Here is a 19,856-nt window from a genome sequence, read left to right on the forward strand (position 1 = left end):
AACAATGGTATTGTACGAATTAATTCGCCGACATATTCAGATAAAGAAAAGGACCTTTATTGCACTGGGGTGCATTTCTGGTTTGGCCAATGCGTTGGTGCTTGCGCTTATCAACAACGTAGCTGCCAATATCTCTGATATTAATAAAGAAAATCATATTCTTTACTACTTAGTGCTATTTACACTGACGATTGCAATATATGGGTTCACTCAGCAAAGATTGATGACTAAAGCCGCGCAAATGGTGGAGCGTGCCATAGACAAATTGAGAGTCGATCTGTTTGAAAGCATTCGTCATACCGAGTTGTCAACACTAGAGAAAATTGGCAAAGAGCGGATCTTTAATACCATTAGCAAAGAGTTACAGACTATATCTCAGTCGGCACAGCTGTTTGTGATCATTGGTCAATCCATTAGTTTGGTGTTTTTCACATCGCTCTATATTGCTTGGCACTCTTTTGTGGCGTTTATGGTTATCTCGACACTGATTTTGGTCGGAGCCAGTATTCACCGTTTACGCGCCAATGAAATCCAGCGCAACATGCGCATTTCTTTTGAAAGCGAAAATCAGCTTATTCAACGCTTATCTGACTTGCTCGATGGCTTTAAAGAAGTAAAGCTCAGTGAGCCAAGAGCTGAAGATTTAGAACATGAATACCGCCGTGATTCGAATCGTGCAAGGCGTGCAAAAACCAAAACCCAAACCTTGTTTGCGACCGACTTTATTCTGTCGCAAATCACCTTTTTCGCAGCGACGGGCGCGATGGTGTTTATCGTCCCTATGCTTTCGGATGTATATACCGATGTGGTCATTAAAGTCACCACCGCATCGCTATTTTTAATCGGCCCTATTACCAGTATTGCTGGTGGGATCCCCGTTTTCACCACCGCAACAGAGGCGGCGCAAAACGTCTTAGCATTGGAACGCGATTTAAAAAATGTCCAAGATGAGCAAGAGACTAAACGACCTGAACCTGGTGAAAGCCTAACCTCATTTAATGCCATTACCTTAGCGGGGGCGTTTTATCAACATCAGAAAAAATCGAGCGATCGTCCGTTTGCTGTGGGGCCGGTGGATATCACCTTTGAACAAGGGAAAACCACTTTTATTACCGGTGGTAATGGTAGCGGTAAAACAACGTTTATACGGATGTTGACTGGCCTTTATGAATTACAGAGCGGACAAATCCTTTTGAATGGCAAAGCGGTTACGGAAGATAATCGCCTTGCTTATCGAAGCCTATTCACAGCCGTTTTTGCGGATTTTCATTTGTTCCAGCAGCTCTATGGTATTCGTGATTTGAGTACTGAAGAAATCGACGAATGGTTGGACTTTTTAGAGATGCGTGCCAAAGTGGGTATTCAAAATGGGGCGTTTAGCACCATAGATTTATCATCAGGCCAGCGCAAGCGTTTAGCGCTTTTGAGTACCATTTTAGAAAATCGTCCCATTTACATCTTTGATGAGTGGGCGGCAGATCAAGATCCTATCTTTAGACGAAAATTCTACGAACAAGTGTTACCTCGTTTAAAAGCGCGTGGTAACACCATTATCGCCATCACCCATGACGATGCCTACTTCCATTTGGCCGATGTACACTTAAAAATGGAGGAAGGTCAGTTGTTAGCACACCACGACAGTGAAAGTAATGGAGTACCATCATGAACATTAATATTTCAGGGGATTTTGCCTTACTCGTCGTCGGCGGCTTAATACTGGCGCTGATCCTATCTAATTTGCTCATGCGGGTGTTAAAGCGTTACAAGCCCAAGTGGCATAAGCGTATTTTGTCTTGGCGTTTTCGCGCAGGTGTGACGTTACTTATTCTACTGTTTATTGCCGTTGCATTGGTCAAAGTTATTTTTATTAAAGTCGACTCAGGTCAAGTTGGGGTGCTGTGGAAGCGCCTTGGCGGTGGTACGTTTGTAGAACATCCATTTTATGAGGGTACGGTGCTGGTTTATCCCTGGGATACGTTGACGATTTATTCGAGTCGATTTCAAACTGCGACCACAGAGATCCACGCCATTACCTCCGAGGGGCTCAGGATCAAAATGGAAATAACAGTGCGATACCGTCCTGTTGTGGAACATATTCCTTACCTACACAAGTTAGTCGGGACAGACTATCTTGATGAAATTGTGATCCCTGAAGTTGCATCAGCGGTTCGTATGATTGTTTCTGATTATACCGCTGAAGAGGTCTATGCTAATCAGCGATTAAAGATCCAAGATCAACTGTTAAGCACTGTGTTGAGAGAAGTTCAGCTACAAGAGAAGTCGATACTCAAACAAGAAAAAAGCGAAATGCAAGGGCACAATTTGGTGAATTTAGACGATATGCTTATTCGCCAGGTTGATATTCCTGAAGGCGTGCATAGTGCGATTGTTGCGAAGGTGAATCAAATGCACCTATATCAAGAATATAAAATGCGTTTAGATGTTGCTGAAAAAGAGGCTGAGCGAAAGAAAGTGGAGGCTCAGGGGATAGCCGACTTTCAAGAAACGGTGAGTGGTGGGATCTCTGAAACTTATCTAAGATGGCGTGGCATAGAAGCAACCATAGAATTGGCGAAATCTAATAACGCAAAAGTGGTGGTAATAGGCAGTGGTAAAGATGGTCTACCATTGATTTTAAATACGGAGGGCAGCACATCTGCTTTGCCTGCTTCGGTTAACCCAAATGCTACGGATCCACAAAGCCAAGAGCCACAAACACCTAATGCAGCTAAATCAAAGTAAGGAATAGTTACATTTTCAGTGTCACGGACTACACTGTGGCGATAAAGGAAAAGAGAAGGACAACGAAAAATGCAAATTGATTTACATCATGGCATGACATGGGTGGTCGCACGCGCGGCGGGATTCACTGACCAAGAGGCTGAAATTATTGCTCACGCGGCACAATACGTAGATGATGCAACAAACTATGGTCACATCAAGTTTGATAACGGTGCTGCTTACGAGCGCATCGCAACCGCCCATAAGATGCTCGATTATAAAAACCTAGACAGCTTAAAGAACATGAAAGTGTGGGTACCTTTTCATTTCCTACCGGGTAATGGGGGGTTACCTGCTGGGCAAAATCCGTCGGGCACCTTTATTCAAAAGCTAGTGTGTAAGCCACATTCCCATGTAGCAAAAGATATGGTCGCTGAGTGTATTGCAGATAAGCATAGGCCTTATGGATTGCACCGTCTTGGTATTACCTCTCATGTCTTTATTGATACTTGGGGGCATCAGGGATTTGCTGGCATACAGCATGAAGTCAATGAAGTGACTGAAATAATGGACTTGAATGGTGAAGCAGAAGAGACTTGGCGCGAGCGAATAAGCGAATACTTTTCTGATGTTTTTCAAGATGATATTCCAAGTTTAGGACATGGGCAGGCGCTTTCCCACCCTGATCAGCCTCATCAGCAGTGGAGTTACATCAACGGATTGGGCGAGAAAGTGGTGCGAGATAATCCAAGCGATTTTCTGGTCGCAGCCGATGAGCTCTGTAAAGTCTATCAAGACTATCTAGGCGAGGCTACAAGGGGTTTGAGTGAGTCATTAAAGCAAAAAATAGCGCAGTGCTTTGCTGAATTTGATATGGATGATGGTGAAGAACGTCATCAACTGTGGCTTGATGCCATTGAAGCTAACCGATTTGGGCTTGGAAGTTATACCCTAACTTACATTGCAAAAGGTGAAGGGTCGTGGAAACACCAAGCGCTAGGTACAACCCGTGCTAAAGGTGACGACGATAGCTATTCATTTCGCAGTGAATTCTTAACTTCTAACTGGAAGTATTTTCACGATGCAGCCAAAAAGCATCGCCTCTGTGTCATTGATGATATTTTACCCAAATACGGAATTTGTGTGAGCTAAGCTTCAGTAAAGTAAGTGCAGCAAGGCTGCACTATTTTTGTGTTTAAAATAGCTCGGAAGAAAGCTCGCGGGATTGTGAATTTTGGTTAATATGCCAAGTTTCGACAAGGCGAGTCGTACCACCCGAGTTTTTACAAATTAATTCTGTCACCAGCACTTTATAAAAACCACTGTATTTAGCCTCACCCACAACATTCAAGACATCACTATAAAATCCACCTTGATGTCTTTCATTGAAAAATTCTGGGTTACCACTGACGTAGTTGGTTTTACGGCACTGGCCTTGATGTGAGTTGTTATTAATATTAATCAAGCCTGTATATTGAACATCTGCAAAATACCCTGGGCCATTGCTCGGCGTTTGCCAATCAGCCACTGTGATTTCACTGTGCCATACAATGGCGGGAGCCTTGGGTATCTTGTGATATACAATCGCCTCTTCACCTGAGGGCAAGGTGCAGCTGAGTTTAACCGACTTTTCTGTCAGCTTATGCTCCGCAGGTAGTGGGCCAGAAATAAAGGGCGCGTTGAATGTGAGAGGAGCAATCAAATCGCCGGTTTGTGTATTAACCACTTCAAATTGATGGCATTCATCCACCGCTAAGCCGCCCGTGAGCGCATTAAAGTACTCAGTTGTGCCTGCACGAGCTGAGATAAAATCGACAGGTGCGCCCTGATACTGCGAATGATCTCCCGCACCATCCTGATCATAAAATACCTGTGTAGCCAAAACCGAAGTGGAACTACAAGCCAATGCCATAGCAAGCAGTCGAGTGTTGAATGTAACCATAGTCTTTCCTTTACAGTTGTGTTTGTTTTTTATTCAGTTTCAATATAAGGTAACTGTAACTTCATGCAACTTTTTGATTTTTCTGGTTCTGGCAACTATCTAATTACTGCAACCGCTATGTGTATTGGTACGTGATGTGGATATAAATACTTAGAGTTTAGCCAGCGTTAGATGAATGGAGTTCAAGTGGGTAGGGGGTCGAGTCATCTGACGCTCTAGTTACTAGGTTTCAGTATTTTATGATGTGGATTGAAAGTTGTGTTTGTACCTGCTTTGGATTAAAGCTGTGCAACTTTAAAGTTTAGGGCTAAGGAGCCAATATCTTTATAGTTTGCAATCAAATAAGCTTTTGAATATTGATTTAAGCAGTACGTTAAAAAAGAGTGCAAAAGACGTAAGGTAAGAAAATGGTGGCCCCACCTGGACTCGAACCAGGGACCTAACGATTATGAGTCGTGCGCTCTAACCAACTGAGCTATAGGGCCATTTTGTATTGTAAGTGCTCATTAAATTCATCCATGAAGCAATATCCTGTCGGCGTCCTGCCTCCACCTCATCAAGCTGCGAAGCGCTGCTTCGGTCTTGATTTGCCCAACTGAGCTATAGGGCCATTTTGTATTTTTGCGCGTTATATTCATCCATGAAGCTTGGTTCCGGTCTCGGATTCAACACTCAGGGTCGCTGCGCTAATATCCCTTCGCTTCCTCGACGTAAACTTTCTTTGAAAGTTTACCCAGCTGAGCTATAGGGCCATTTTGTATTTTTGCGCGTTATATTCGTCCATGAAGCTTGGTTCCGGTCTCGGATTCAACACTCAGGGTCGCTGCGCTAATATCCCTTCGCTTCCTCGACGTAAACTTTCTTTGAAAGTTTACCCAGCTGAGCTATAGGGCCATTTTGTATTTTTGCGCGTTATATTCGTCCATGAAGCTTGGTTCCGGTCTCGGATTCAACACTCAGGGTCGCTGCGCTAATATCCCTTCGCTTCCTCGACGTAAACTTTCTTTGAAAGTTTACCCAGCTGAGCTATAGGGCCATTTTGTATTTTTGCGCGTTATATTCGTCCATGAAGCTTGGTTCCGGTCTCGGATTCAACACTCAGGGTCGCTGCGCTAATATCCCTTCGCTTCCTCGACGTAAACTTTCTTTGAAAGTTTACCCAGCTGAGCTATAGGGCCATTTTGTATTTTTGCGCGTTATATTCATGCATGAAGCTTGGTTCCGGTCTCGGATTCAACACTCAGAGTCGCTGCGCTAATATCCCTTCGCTTCCTCGACGTAAACTTTCTTTGAAAGTTTACCCAGCTGAGCTATAGGGCCATTTTGTATTTTTGCGCGTTATATTCATGCATGAAGCTTGGTTCCGGTCTCGGATTCAACACTCAGAGTCGCTGCGCTAATATCCCTTCGCTTCCTCGACGTAAACTTTCTTTGAAAGTTTACCCAGCTGAGCTATAGGGCCATTTTGTATTTTTGCGCGTTATATTCATGCATGAAGCTTGGTTCCGGTCTCGGATTCAACACTCAGAGTCGCTGCGCTAATATCCCTTCGCTTCCTCGACGTAAACTTTCTTTGAAAGTTTACCCAGCTGAGCTATAGGGCCATTTTGTATTTTTGCGCGTTATATTCATGCATGAAGCTTGGTTCCGGTCTCGGATTCAACACTCAGAGTCGCTGCGCTAATATCCCTTCGCTTCCTCGACGTAAACTTTCTTTGAAAGTTTACCCAGCTGAGCTATAGGGCCATTTTGTATTTTTGCGCGTTATATTCATGCATGAAGCTTGGTTCCGGTCTCGGATTCAACACTCAGAGTCGCTGCGCTAATATCCCTTCGCTTCCTCGACGTAAACTTTCTTTGAAAGTTTACCCAGCTGAGCTATAGGGCCATTTTGTATTTTTGCGCGTTATATTCATGCATGAAGCTTGGTTCCGGTCTCGGATTCAACACTCAGAGTCGCTGCGCTAATATCCCTTCGCTTCCTCGACGTAAACTTTCTTTGAAAGTTTACCCAGCTGAGCTATAGGGCCATTTTGTATTTTTGCGCGTTATATTCATGCATGAAGCTTGGTTCCGGTCTCGGATTCAACACTCAGGGTCGCTGCGCTAATATCCCTTCGCTTCCTCGACGTAAACTTTCTTTGAAAGTTTACCCAACTGAGCTATAGGGCTATTTGCTGTAGTGATTTAAAGGTAAATCACTGAAAGCGCAGGCAGTATAAAAATTTTTAACAGGCTTGTCACTATTAAAACGTGAAAAAGTCGGGGCGAATGGATTGATCGCTCAATATTAAGCCAATGTTGTAGTGGTTCGGGTGTTGAGCTGTGCGGATCATTAAAATGGCGAGGTAAGTACTAGTCTGGTTTTGCAGTGAAAAAATAGAGTCTCTTAGAATTCGGGTTGGATTTTTGCTGTAAACACAAGATGAGCAAGCAGTAACGTTCGTTGGAAGTAGGGCAGAGATAAAAGAAGCCGGCAATTGGCCGGCCTCTTTTAGGAGAACGAATTAGGTTATTGGTGCATGCCTAGTTTTTTCTCTAGGTAGTGGATATTCGTACCACCGTTTTGGAAGTTCTCGTCAGACAAGATCTTCTTGTGAAGCGGGGTATTGGTTTTAATCCCGTCAATCACTAGCTCATTCAGTGCGTTTTTAGCACGAGCGATCGCAACATCACGGTTCTCACCATAAGTGATTAACTTACCGATCATTGAGTCGTAATGTGGCGGTACTGTGTAATCAGCGTAAATATGGCTGTCCCAACGGATCCCAAGGCCACCTGCTGGGTGGAAGCGTGTAATTTTACCCGGTGAAGGGATAAAGTTTTCTGGATCTTCTGCGTTAATACGGCACTCGATTGCGTGACCACGGATCACCACGTCTTCTTGTGTGATAGAAAGCGGTTGACCAGCAGCAATCTTAAGTTGCTCTTTGATTAAGTCTACGCCAGTGACCATTTCAGTTACTGGGTGCTCAACCTGAATACGGGTGTTCATTTCAATGAAGTAGAACTCGCCGTTTTCGTATAAGAATTCAAACGTACCTGCACCGCGATAACCAATCTCGATACACGCACGAGTACAGCGATCACCAATGTACTTACGCATTTCAGCTGTGATCCCTGGTGCAGGTGCTTCTTCCACTACTTTTTGGTGACGACGCTGCATTGAACAGTCGCGCTCACCTAGGTGGATTGCATTGCCTTGACCGTCAGCGAGTACTTGTACTTCGATATGGCGTGGGTTTTCTAGAAATTTTTCCATGTAAACCATGCCGTTACCGAAGAACTGCTTCGCTTCTTGTTGTGTTAAGGCGATAGAGTTTGCGAGTTCTTTCTCGTTGCGAACGACACGCATACCACGACCACCGCCGCCGCCAGCCGCTTTGATGATAACTGGGTAGCCGATACGCTTAGCGATCTGCGTATTGCGGTCGTTGTCATCGGTCAATGGACCATCAGAACCTGGCACGCAAGGTACGCCTGCTTTTCTCATCGCTTCAATTGCTGATACTTTATCACCCATTAGACGAATAGTGTCGCCCTTTGGACCGATAAAGATAAAGCCACTTTGCTCAACTTGGTCTGCAAAGTCGGCATTTTCAGAAAGGAAACCGTAACCTGGGTGAATAGCAACCGCGTCTGTGACTTCGGCTGCCGCGATAATACGAGGAATATCAAGGTAGCTTTCGCTTGCCGCAGGTTTACCGATACAAATGGTTTCATCCGCAAGAAGAACGTGTTTTAGGTCGCGGTCAGCTGTTGAGTGCACAGCAACCGTCTTAATACCTAGCTCCTTGCAGGCACGCAATACGCGAAGTGCAATTTCACCTCGGTTTGCAATGACTACTTTATCTAACATAACGTTGACCTTCTGCGTAATTATTCGATGATGAATAGCGGTTGGTCGAATTCTACTGGCTCACCGTTTTCAACTAGGATTGCTTTCACTACACCAGCTTTGTCTGATTCGATCTGGTTCATCATCTTCATGGCTTCAACGATACAAAGTGTGTCGCCAACATTTACTTTTGAACCTACTTCAACGTATGCCGCTGCTGTTGGAGAAGAAGCTGTGTAGAAAGTACCAACCATAGGAGACTTAACTTGGTGACCTGCAGGTGCGCTGCTTTCTGCTGGTGCTGCTTCTACTGCAGGAGCCGCCGCTGGTGCTGCTGGTGCAGGTGCCGCTGGAGCTGCCATGTATTGTTGAGGTTGCGCATAAACTGGTGCACTGCTGTGGCGATTGATACGTACTGACTCTTCACCTTCAGTGATTTCTAGCTCTGCAATACCTGATTCTTCTACTAGCTCGATAAGTTTTTTGATCTTGCGAATATCCATACAATGACCCGCCTGTTAGTTAATTTGAGTTATTTTGTTTTCGCAATTGCGCTAACGCTGCATCAAATGCAGCACGATAGCCCAACGCGCCTAATCCACATATCACGCCTTCCGCCACATCAGAAAAATAAGACTTGTGGCGAAATGGCTCTCTGGCGTACACATTGGTGATGTGTACTTCATAAAAAGGGATGTCCACACTGAGTAAAGCGTCTCGAAGGGCAATGCTCGTATGGGTAAATGCGGCGGGATTAATGATAATCGCATCGCATTGTTCATATTGAGCGTGAATAGCCTCGATTAGCTGCGCTTCACTATTACTTTGAATGTGTGACAAGCTGACTTGCTGTGCTTCTGCATATTCAGTTAATGCGTCAACAATTTCGTTGAGAGTCTGCGTGCCGTACTTGTGCGGCTCACGGCGACCTAGCATATTTAAATTAGGGCCGTTTACTAATAAAATCTTTAATTTTGCAGACATATTACGCGAACTTCCTTTAACTAAAGCATTAGCCAAAAATTTAGACTGTATGGCTTGTTAACTTAAGCCGAATTCCAGCAAATAGCAAATATTTCTCCATTTCGTGGAGTATTATAGAGAGTTCGAGGTAAATAGCAGCAAAATACTGGTCTAATCAGAAGGGTAGAGGGGCAAACAAGCTTGCCCCTAAAATGGTTACTTTGCGTCCTGCTTGGCCTTTTCTAGGTGGGCAGCAAAGTCTTTTGCGTCTAAAAAGCCTGTGATGCGGTGTGCTGGCATCTCATTACCTTGGCTATCAAAGATTAAAATAGTCGGTAAACCAAACACCGTAAATGCTTCCATGATCTCTTGGGTGTTGTCATTGGCCTTGGTCAAATCGAGCTTTAATAGCTCATAATCTTTGAACTGTGCTTGTACTTCAGGTTTCGGGAAAGTGTATTTTTCAAACTCTTTACACGCAACACACCACTCTGCGTATAAATCAACGATAGGCACTTTGCCTTTAGCATTGGCCTCAGCAACGGCGACTTTAAGCGCGGCTAAGTCAGGTAGTAGCTTAAACTTCTGCTCTCCGGTAACGGTCTCGGTTTGAGTCGATGCAGTACTTACAACAGCTGCAGGTGCTGGAAACAGGCTTGTTTTTAATGCATATAAACCAACAATAAACAGGGTGATCGCGAAGCCCCATAATGTGGTTTTACCTTTGCCTGCCTGTAATTGGCTTTGCCAATAATGCAAGTAGAGTGCTGTCGCTACGGCGAGGCCACCGGCAAGTGAGATAATCACTGTCGCATCGAGTATGCGCTCTAAAAGGATAAGCGGTACGAAGAGCATCACAAAACCAAATAGCGTTTTGACCTGATCCATCCAGCCACCTGCTTTTGGTAGTAATTTTCCACCTGAGGTACCTAGCAGTAATAGCGGTAGGCCCATGCCCAAGCTAAGGGCATATAGCGTTACCGCGCCCACCACATAATCACCACTTTGCGCGACAAATAATAGCGCGCCAGAAAGTGGAGCCGTGGTGCAAGGCGATGCAATAAGTCCAGAAAGCACACCCATAATGAATACGCCCCAGTAATTGCCGCCTTTTTGCTTGTTACTGAGCTGAGTGAGTTTATCCATCATGCCGCTAGGCAAACGAATTTCGTAAACCCCAAACATAGATAGCGCAAGTGCGACGAACAATATACTAAAGCTGATAAGTACCGCTGGATGCTGCAAGTAGCCTTGAATTTGGCCACCGAAATACGCAACGACTAACCCAAGCGCAGCGTAAGTGACCGCCATACCTTGCACATAAATAAAAGACAAACTGAAGGCTTTTTTAGTCGAAAGACCTTGTTGACCGGCGATGAGGCTCGACAAAATAGGGAACATCGGGAATACACAAGGGGTAAACGCAAGGCCAATACCAAGGCCAAAGAACGTCAAAATATTCGCAAGTAAGCTGCGCTGCATTAACTGCTCAGTGAAAGATAAATTATCGTTATCCACAGGCGCGCTTTCGCTTTGAACTTCTGCTTTTTTCTCAGGTGCTTTCGTTTCAGGAGCTTTGGTTGAGGTGGTCTTTGGCTTTTCTCCGGCAATCGTGCTTAGCGGCACTTCAACAATTTCTGGCGGATAGCAAAGCCCCGCTTCGGCGCAGCCTTGATAGCGTATTTTTACGATTGCACCTTGCTCGATATTACTGAGCTTAGAGATAACGGATAAGTTATTAAAGTAGACTTCAGTGCGACCAAAAAACTCATCTTCAATCATCTTTCCTTGCTCAAGCTCCGGCACTTGGATGTCGGCTTGTTTGGCGATAATTTGAAGATTCTTCTTATATAAGTAATAGCCGTCGGCGATGTCCCAACCTACAAACAAGGTGTTGCCTTGTTGGTCAAAATCGAACTTGAATGCTTCTTTTACTGGTAAAAAAGTCTGTTGTTTAGGAGCCAGTAAGCTGTCTAGCACTGCATTGTTTGCTTGCGCGGGAAACCACATCAGCAATGAGAAAAGAACTACTAAGAGTCGCATTACAATAATACCTCGTCCATCCATTTGAAATAAGCTAAGTTGCCGCTGGTTACGTCCACGACTTGAATTTCTGGAACATCATAACTGTGTAGTTCACGAATCGCGGCCATCACTTGCTCTAGTTTTTCGGATTTTGTCTTGATTAACAGCTTGGTTTCTTGTGCATGTTCAACCTGACCTTCCCAAACATAAATAGATTCCACTGCTGGGATTAGGTTCACACAAGCTGCAAGTTTTTGCTCTACAAGTTGCGTTGCAATCTTACGCGCTTCAGTAACTGAATCGCATGTAGATAAGACGAGTTTATATCTTACGCCCATTGCCATTTCCATTTTAGGGTTAGTAATGGCATCTTAGCGGATAGCGCCTCTTTTCTAAAGCGTCTTACTTATATCGCTTGAATTAAGACCTTAGCACCCATATTTATCTTTCGTAGATTTGGAGAAAGTATGTTTAGATTCTTATTTATTTTATTTATCGCTATTCCGATTATTGAAATTGCTTTGCTGATCCAAGTCAGCGAGGTGATAGGCGGTTTTGCTACCATTGCGCTTGTAATTGGTACCGCTATTTTAGGGGCAAGACTAGTGAAACAGCAGGGTTTTGGCGCTTATGTCAACGTACAGCAACAGATGTCTCGTGGGCAATTGCCTGCACAAGATTTATTTACCGGTTTGTGTGTGATTATTGCCGGCGTGCTATTGATGACGCCTGGGATCATGACCGATGTATTAGGTTTTTTACTGTTAACTCCAGCCGTTAGAAAAAAGCTGGCGCAGTCGCTTTTAGCTCATGCCACCGTAAGAGTGCAAACAGGCATGCATTCAGGCCAGTCACCGTTTGCTAGTCAATCACGCGATGAGCGTCCGGAGCAGCAAGAAGAAATTAGAGATCCATATAAAAATCAATCGGGTAGAAATTCTTCAACAACGATTGAAGGTGAATACGAAAGAAAAGACTAAATTTTTTTGGTTTTTTCTCTTGGGTTTTAATTTGCCCATCCCCATAAATGAAAGCAATTAAAATTGCGTGTGTTAACCACAACCTGTGGATGTAACACCGCCTTAAAAAAGCATTATTTCTGTCATTGTTCAGAAACTGTTAGGAGAACTATATAAATGAACATTCGTCCTTTACATGATCGCGTCATTGTTAAGCGTCTTGAAGAAGAAACAAAGTCAGCTGGCGGCATTGTGTTAACTGGTTCTGCAGCTGAAAAGTCTTCACGTGGTGAAGTAGTTGCAGTAGGCAACGGCCGCGTGTTGGACAATGGTGAAACTAAAGCACTACAAGTAAAAGCTGGCGACACAGTGTTGTTCGGCTCTTACATCGAAAAAACTGAAAAGATCGAAGGTCAAGAGTACCTGATCATGCGCGAAGATAACATCTTAGGCATCGTAGAATAATTAATACTTTTTAGTTTAATCGACAACAGAATTTAAGAGGAATTTATAACATGGCAGCTAAAGAAGTTCGTTTTGCAGGTGACGCTCGTACAAAAATGCTAAAAGGCGTAAACGTACTAGCAGACGCAGTAAAAGTAACACTAGGTCCTAAAGGCCGTAACGTTGTTTTAGAAAAGTCATTCGGTGCACCAACTATCACAAAAGACGGTGTATCTGTTGCGAAAGAGATCGAGCTTGAAGATAAGTTCGAGAACATGGGCGCACAAATGGTTAAAGAAGTTGCGTCTAAAGCAAATGACGCAGCGGGTGACGGTACTACAACTGCAACGGTTCTTGCGCAAGCTATCGTGAACGAAGGTCTTAAGTCAGTTGCTGCGGGTATGAACCCAATGGACCTTAAGCGTGGTATCGACAAAGCAGTTATCGCTGCAGTTGAAGAGTTAAAAACACTTTCAGTACCTTGTTCAGACGCAAAAGCGATTGCACAAGTTGGTACAATTTCAGCTAACTCTGACAAAGAGATTGGTGACATCATTGCAGAAGCAATGGAAAAAGTAGGTCGCGAGTCTGGTGTTATCACTGTAGAAGAAGGCCAATCACTACAGAACGAACTAGATGTAGTTGAAGGTATGCAGTTTGACCGTGGTTACCTTTCTCCGTACTTCATCAACAACGCTGAAAAAGGCCAAGTTGAGCTAGATAACCCACATATTCTTCTAGTAGACAAGAAGATCTCAAACATTCGTGAGCTTCTACCTACACTTGAAGCTGTTGCGAAAACAAGCAAGCCGCTACTAATCATTGCTGAAGACCTTGAAGGTGAAGCGCTGGCAACTCTGGTTGTAAACAACATGCGTGGCATCGTGAAAGTTGCAGCGGTTAAAGCGCCTGGCTTTGGTGATCGTCGTAAAGCGATGCTTCAAGATATCGCGACACTAACTGGTGGTACAGTTATCTCTGAAGAAATTGGCCTTGAGCTTGAGAAAGCTACGGTTGAAGACCTAGGTACAGCTAAGCGCGTGGTTATCACTAAAGATGATACAACTATCATCGACGGTGCTGGCGAGCAAGAAGCAATCGATGGTCGCGTATCTCAGATCAAAGCACAAATCGAAGAAGCAACTTCTGACTACGACAAAGAGAAACTACAAGAGCGCATGGCAAAACTTGCAGGCGGTGTTGCAGTAATCAAAGTTGGCGCAGCAACTGAAGTTGAAATGAAAGAGAAAAAAGACCGCGTAGAAGATGCGCTACACGCAACTCGCGCAGCGGTTGAAGAAGGTGTAGTACCTGGTGGTGGTGTTGCGCTAGTTCGCGTTGCGAGCAAGCTTGAATCGCTAACGGGTGATAACGAAGACCAAAACCACGGTATTAAAGTGGCACTTCGTGCGATGGAAGCACCACTTCGTCAAATCGTTTCAAACGCAGGTGACGAAGCATCAGTTGTGGTTAACGCAGTTAAAGCTGGCGAAGGTAACTACGGTTACAACGCTGCAACTGGCGAATACAGCGACATGATCGAAATGGGTATCCTAGACCCAACTAAAGTAACGCGTTCTGCACTTCAGTTCGCAGCATCAGTTGCTGGTCTAATGATCACCACTGAAGCGATGGTTGCTGAAATTCCGAAAGAAGAAACTGCTGGTCCAGATATGGGCGGCATGGGCGGAATGGGTGGCATGGGCGGCATGATGTAATAAACATCATCTCCTAAGCACTACACGCTTTAGAAAAACCCTAACAGTTTGATGTTAGGGTTTTTTTATGCCTGAAATTTGCTCAAGCGTCATTATTTTAGGGATATAAAGTGGGGTATCGATTTAAGTCCCATGTGTTGTAAAAAAATGTGCTTTGTGCTGTTTCACACAAATGGACTAGTAGCAGGAACATGCTTAGGTGGGCTAATAAACCGATGTATAACAACCATAAAATCCAACACAATATGCTAAAGTAAAATAGGAATACTGCCGATACTAAGGCAATACGAAAAGGAGCTTTTATGACTATTCATTTTAATATCCATTCGGCGTCAACAACGAATGCGCCAACATCAACACCTACACAACCGTTTGCTGCGCCCGTAAAAAAGGAACCAGAACCAAATCAGATTAAAGATACCAAAGAGAAACAAGTATCTGACGAGTCTGTGTCTATTGCTGCATTTACAGGTGATGCACCGAGCAGTTCACCATACAGCGCTCTACTTAATCCTGAGGGCTTTGATTTTGAGAATATGTCTATCAATGAATTTAAAGGTATTGTTGACGCAATTCGAACGTTGGAGTCTGATATGGCACGCTCGAGTGGGTATACAGGGAGCTTACGTGACACATTTTGGGATGATGTAATGGGGGTGAAAGGTTCTTTAGATGGTGTCAATTTTGAGGAAAAAGGTTTCAAGCCTGACGAAAAAATAAATATTATCGACTTCTTTGTAGATCATGTAGAAGGCGCGGCGCAAATGGAAAAAGAGAACTACCGCTCATTTCATGGTGTGTTGGGTAATGTTCAAAAGAAACAGCAAACAGTTGCTAAAATCACTTCAGAATCTTTTCTCCAAGAGTATCAAGAGAAGGTGATCAATTTCCTAAAAAGCCAAGAAACTAAACTTGTTGATACGCAGGCTTAATTAGCCTGCGTAATATAAATTAATTCTCGCGGTATTCGTAACGTACACCGCCACGTATACTTGTACCGCCACCGTTGTTTTTCAGAGTTAATCTATAGCTGCCACGAGGAAGGTATCTTCCGATATGAGTACCTCGATCAATTTCTCTATCATCACGGTATAAAATTAATTCCATATCATGGCCATCATAGTTTCTTTCTATTGTGAAAAAGTAAGAATTACAAGTACCGCCAAAGCTTGAAAAATTGGTAAGAGTAATTTCTTGATCTACTTTAGCACTTGCATACTTTGTATATTTATAGGTCTCGCAGCGTCCCCATTCAGCATTTAATTCAGCTGCTCTTTGATTTACGTCTAGCTCGCCACTTTCAGAACGGTCTAGCAGCTCAGCCATAGTAATACCTTCAGCTTTAGCGACCGCTTCAGCTCTTTGAACTAATCCTCCTTCGGCTTGAGCATAAGATATAGCAGAAGTGCTAACCAATGTCGCTAACATAAGCGATTTTAATAAACCGGTAACTTTCATAATATTCCTTTGTCCTTGAAGTTATTTTGTATGATGAGAAAAAGAGAGTGATTTTGTAACTTGACTCTTGAAAGCCTTTTCTCAGAATCAAACTCGGAGAAAATTTTAATTTATCTATGTTCCTATTACAATACAAGGTAGTTCGAAATTTACTTCTAATTATATGATTGCCAGTATCATAACAATTTGTTATTAAATAATTTATATTGAATTGCTTCAGAGCCTTAGAGTTGTTGTTAGCGCGCTATTGATATAGGTAACTGGGTGAAAAATAAATAAATTTATCCTTTATTTCATCCGAGGGGTATTAAGTGGGGTATCGCCACTTTTTCCCATGTTAATAGTTAAATAGAAACAAAAGCTTAAGCTCTGTATGGGCGGCATGATGTAAACATCATCTCCTAAGCACTACACGCTTTAAAAACCCAGCTTCGGCTGGGTTTGTGCTTTTTATATTTGATACTAGGTTCTACACGCTCAGGCAAATGAACTTCTATTTCTTTGAGGTACTCGACTCCATGAGTAATAATTCCCAAACTTTTTCTCTATAGCACCTTGCTGCTTTTATTTATCCCCCAAGAATATAAATAAACGCCCCTATATCATCCAAACACCGTGGATGTGTAGCCCATAACTGCTTATTCGTAAGAATACCCACTCGCTCTTCAGCAGATGTGTAATGATAGATAAGGTCTTTATTCTCTTGTGTTATTTTTCGTGATTTAATTTTTCAATTTCATAGCAGAGCATCAAAGTTTTTAGTGCTTTATATCTTTATTCACCAACTCCCTCACTACCGGCCACTTTTTGATTCCCTCTAATAAGGCGTCTGTTGTCCACTCGACCTCATTAAATGGGATGTCAGGTTGATAAAAATCACCATTGCCACGAGCTCTATTTACATAGACTTTATTAGGAATAATGACCTTGCTCAAGCCTGATGGGGTATCAACCAACCTTACATCCATATAGGTTGAATCTGAGCTACTTGGGGCGCCAAATAACACTGTATTTGAAAACAACTTAAAAGTATCGACAGCATCCAGACAGGCGCTGCCACATTGCCCCGGCACGATCACTATCGCTTTATTTTTAAAGTCACTTTCAGCTAGCTGCTTTGAAGCATTGTTTGCTTGTGGCTTATGCTCTACATAAAATGGCTTTCCAGCCTCTAAGGATGCACGCATACCTACAGACACTGCTTTCACCATTTCATGCATCTCAGGCTGGTCGCGTAATACAGTTATTAACGACTCTACATACTGAGTATTATCTTTTGATGCTCGCCACCACACCTGTGATTTTTCGTCATGTTTATCTTTTCGATAATTAACGATTTGCTGCCCCCATAATTGCTCGGCGATTTTCAAACTCCAATACGTTGAACCACCTTGATTATGACGAAGGTCTAATACCACAGCTGTAGCTGTGAGAAGTTGTTCGCGTTGCCTAGCTAAGTCAGCAAATAGTTGCTGGTAATTTGATTTTTCTGTTTCGTTAGGTGCAAAGGTGGGCATTGCTATCCAGGCTATATCTTCGACAGGCCAATGTAAACCGACCTCCAACTTATCGCCATTGTAAGCATTTACTAGATGTTGACTAACACTATCTGGTCGTTCTACCCACTGTAATTGTAGACTGTAGGCCACGCCACTCGATTGCACAAAGTCGCATGTTTTTAATGGTGGTAAAAATGGATTACCGTCGTCGATTAATAATCGCCACCCTTGATTCCACCAATGACCTGGCTGCTCAACTTGACCATGAAACTTAAACAACGTGTTACGCATTAACGGCTTAATAGGTGTATCATTACAGCTTATGATCTTGTCGCCCTTAGTCACTTTATCATGCTCGCTGTAATACACTTTTAAACCATCACCACGCCAGACTACCGAGAACCCCGGCCAACGTCTAGGTTGCCTCACCGATTTTGGTAAAACCGCCACAGCGCCAGCATGACCATCCTGTAAAACCGTATTAAAACGGGCAATTGTGGCCTCATAGCCTGAGGTATTTTTGATCTTTTCAGCAAGCACTAAGGCTTGTTGCTTTGCGTTTTCAAGTAACTGTGCAAAGCCAGGATTGTGGCTATCCAACATACCGGGGTGGTTAGTAGCTGATTGCTGATAGGCGTAATGGATATCTTGTTTTGCAACAGCTTGCCACTGCAGAGCTGTGCTAGGCAGGTTGTCGATTGAATCGTTGTCATTTCCAAGCGCATGAGAATTCGTTGCAAGCACACAAAGGCAGCTCGCTAACGTTCCAAGGTAGGTGTTAATTGTTTTTTTCATATAGGTGCTTTTAATTATTATAATTTGACTATTTAACACAGCACAAAAAATCGAGAGATAGTGAGCTCTTTCACAATGACAAGCGCAATATGACAGGATAAATCTCGACCTAAAAAATCATCAAAATAGAAGGCTGATTGCTCAGCTTACCAACTCACTTACTATTGCAAACAAATCACTTTTGGTGCGAATTGCGCTAAACCCATGACCAATAGTGAGCTATTGATGCACTAATTTACCTAGTTACCACTTGGATAATTGAAAGTGAACTTAAAGGATTAGTTATCTTATTCTTAATCCAATCTCAAGTTAGCTACAAACTAGCGATACCTGCTCTTGGCCTTTTTTATTTCTTGTTATGACAACATGGCAGTCTTTAATTGATGTGCTAGCATTACCTTGACCACTATTATCTGAGTTATATATGGGCACGCCCCGATCTTCCACCCTACTTAGCCATTCGGTGAGCCACTTCATGCTACCAGCGGTTTCCTCATTTAATGCTCTGTCTTTGGCCCAAAGCCTAACCCCTAAGACGCCACCACCAATAGGAATAATCTGGCCTTGTTTATCGAGTGCTTTTATGAGACTTCCCTCTACGGCTACACTTGTTCCATTAGTTGTGAGCAAATCCAACTTCACCCAAGCATTGGTGCCATCTTTAAAATTTATTACCAACACAGGTTTCAGGTTTAAGCCTAGTGATGATAACCCAATATCTAGACCCAGATCAGCTTTTAGCTGTTTTAGTTGTGTATGAATGAGAGTGAATTGATTTTTAACCTTTTTGTCTGTTTTAATCCGAGTGGCAATTTTACTTATGAAGTTGTGCTCGGGTAAGGCAATTTGAAATGCACTTTCAAATTCCTCGTTGACGAGTAACGTGATCTCAGCTGTCCGTTTACGGAGCACCTCTACAGTCTTTTGAACTTCGATTAGTTTTTCTTTGAGTTGCTGTGACATAACCGAGTCTGGCCCGTGATATTCAATACTAAATGCGTGGTATTTATTAGGTGCAGTTACTTCATCAGTACTTAGGTCTAAAACAGATTTATAAAGTGTTATTTTAGGTGATGAGTGAACGAGATCTACAACATATATCCGCTCGCCTTCATAGCGAGTGACTTCTTCTACTAGTTTTTGCGAGTGCTCTGGACTACAAGCATTACATAGTACTGTTCTTTCAGCATGTACATAAGTGCTGCACAGACTCATGATTAACACACTGAGATATAAGAAATACTTCATTTGAAACAATGTCCTTTTGTGTTTCTAAAAAGTGTATTTTGGTTGGTTTTTTGTGAATGTCAATAGTGGGCGGATTTATCATGCAAAATAAATAGCAGTGGTTTGATGGGGATAAAAGAGCATAAGGATGAAGCTACACGATTGCTTGTAGTCGTAAAGACACCGCTTTGATTACATCCGTTTGAGAACGATTTACCCTAATTTAGGTCTTACTAACTATAAGCTAACTTGAACGCTAGCAATTGT

The 19,856-nt window shown here is 43.1% G+C and carries 16 protein-coding genes and 1 tRNA gene; 7 read left to right on the top strand and 10 right to left on the bottom strand.

All coding sequences use genetic code 11. The features are described from left to right. The first annotated feature begins 4 nt into the window (after positions 1-4). From PPIS_RS17345 to PPIS_RS17355, 3 genes are all read left to right on the top strand, one after another. A complete protein-coding gene (locus PPIS_RS17345) occupies positions 5-1,666 on the top strand; it encodes a cyclic peptide export ABC transporter (protein WP_010368776.1) in 1,662 nt (553 codons plus the stop codon). Beyond that, positions 1,663-2,742 (top strand): prohibitin family protein, encoded by a 1,080-nt coding sequence (locus PPIS_RS17350; RefSeq protein ID WP_010368774.1) that lies wholly within the window; start codon positions 1,663-1,665, stop codon positions 2,740-2,742. The genes PPIS_RS17345 and PPIS_RS17350 overlap by 4 nt, the downstream gene beginning before the upstream one ends. A 69-nt stretch (positions 2,743-2,811) precedes the next feature. Next, entirely contained in the window at positions 2,812-3,873 is a 1,062-nt protein-coding gene (locus PPIS_RS17355) for a DUF6765 family protein (protein WP_010368772.1), read from the top strand. 43 nt (positions 3,874-3,916) lie between these two features. Here the strand turns inward: PPIS_RS17355 and PPIS_RS17360 are convergent, their stop codons facing one another. From PPIS_RS17360 to cutA, 7 genes are all read right to left on the bottom strand, one after another. Beyond that, on the bottom strand, positions 3,917-4,663 hold the full coding sequence (locus tag PPIS_RS17360) for a hypothetical protein (protein WP_010368769.1): 747 nt from the start codon (positions 4,661-4,663) through the stop codon (positions 3,917-3,919). Between the two features lie 408 nt (positions 4,664-5,071). Next, a tRNA-Ile gene (locus PPIS_RS17365) sits at positions 5,072-5,148 on the bottom strand. 2,027 nt (positions 5,149-7,175) lie between these two features. Then, positions 7,176-8,522: an acetyl-CoA carboxylase biotin carboxylase subunit gene (gene accC, locus PPIS_RS17370; RefSeq protein ID WP_010368767.1), complete on the bottom strand. Its 1,347-nt coding sequence runs from the start codon at positions 8,520-8,522 to the stop codon at positions 7,176-7,178. Positions 8,523-8,542: 20 nt separating this feature from the next. After that, complete coding sequence (gene accB, locus PPIS_RS17375) at positions 8,543-9,004, bottom strand: acetyl-CoA carboxylase biotin carboxyl carrier protein (protein ID WP_010368765.1); 462 nt, start codon at positions 9,002-9,004, stop codon at positions 8,543-8,545. 19 nt (positions 9,005-9,023) lie between these two features. After that, positions 9,024-9,485 (bottom strand): type II 3-dehydroquinate dehydratase, encoded by a 462-nt coding sequence (aroQ, locus tag PPIS_RS17380; RefSeq protein ID WP_010368763.1) that lies wholly within the window; start codon positions 9,483-9,485, stop codon positions 9,024-9,026. Positions 9,486-9,680: 195 nt separating this feature from the next. Next, positions 9,681-11,507: a protein-disulfide reductase DsbD gene (locus PPIS_RS17385; RefSeq protein WP_010368762.1), complete on the bottom strand. Its 1,827-nt coding sequence runs from the start codon at positions 11,505-11,507 to the stop codon at positions 9,681-9,683. After that, positions 11,507-11,827 (bottom strand): divalent-cation tolerance protein CutA, encoded by a 321-nt coding sequence (gene cutA, locus PPIS_RS17390; RefSeq protein ID WP_010368760.1) that lies wholly within the window; start codon positions 11,825-11,827, stop codon positions 11,507-11,509. The genes PPIS_RS17385 and cutA overlap by 1 nt, the downstream gene beginning before the upstream one ends. 129 nt (positions 11,828-11,956) lie before the next feature. On the opposite strand from cutA, the gene PPIS_RS17395 reads away from it, so the two are divergent. The 4 genes from PPIS_RS17395 (at position 11,957) to PPIS_RS17410 (ending at position 15,542) form a co-directional block, all read left to right on the top strand. Beyond that, positions 11,957-12,469: an FxsA family protein gene (locus PPIS_RS17395; RefSeq protein ID WP_010368758.1), complete on the top strand. Its 513-nt coding sequence runs from the start codon at positions 11,957-11,959 to the stop codon at positions 12,467-12,469. Positions 12,470-12,625: 156 nt separating this feature from the next. After that, positions 12,626-12,913, top strand: coding sequence for a co-chaperone GroES (locus PPIS_RS17400; protein ID WP_010368755.1), 288 nt, complete (start codon positions 12,626-12,628; stop codon positions 12,911-12,913). 50 nt (positions 12,914-12,963) lie between these two features. Further along, positions 12,964-14,610 (top strand): chaperonin GroEL, encoded by a 1,647-nt coding sequence (gene groL, locus PPIS_RS17405; RefSeq protein WP_010368752.1) that lies wholly within the window; start codon positions 12,964-12,966, stop codon positions 14,608-14,610. Positions 14,611-14,912: 302 nt separating this feature from the next. Further along, on the top strand, positions 14,913-15,542 hold the full coding sequence (locus tag PPIS_RS17410; RefSeq protein WP_010368750.1) for a hypothetical protein: 630 nt from the start codon (positions 14,913-14,915) through the stop codon (positions 15,540-15,542). Positions 15,543-15,561: 19 nt separating this feature from the next. Here the strand turns inward: PPIS_RS17410 and PPIS_RS17415 are convergent, their stop codons facing one another. The 3 genes from PPIS_RS17415 to PPIS_RS17425 form a co-directional block, all read right to left on the bottom strand. Continuing rightward, positions 15,562-16,068: a hypothetical protein gene (locus PPIS_RS17415; RefSeq protein WP_010368749.1), complete on the bottom strand. Its 507-nt coding sequence runs from the start codon at positions 16,066-16,068 to the stop codon at positions 15,562-15,564. Positions 16,069-16,826: 758 nt separating this feature from the next. Next, positions 16,827-18,362 (bottom strand): S41 family peptidase, encoded by a 1,536-nt coding sequence (locus PPIS_RS17420; protein ID WP_010368747.1) that lies wholly within the window; start codon positions 18,360-18,362, stop codon positions 16,827-16,829. Between the two features lie 309 nt (positions 18,363-18,671). Next, positions 18,672-19,610 carry a hypothetical protein gene (locus PPIS_RS17425; protein WP_010368745.1) on the bottom strand — a complete coding sequence of 313 codons (939 nt, stop codon included), beginning with the start codon at positions 19,608-19,610 and terminating at the stop codon, positions 18,672-18,674. Positions 19,611-19,856: the final 246 nt, after the last annotated feature.

The organism is Pseudoalteromonas piscicida (genome assembly GCF_000238315.3).
In the GTDB taxonomy this organism is placed as follows: Bacteria; Pseudomonadota; Gammaproteobacteria; order Enterobacterales; family Alteromonadaceae; genus Pseudoalteromonas; species Pseudoalteromonas piscicida.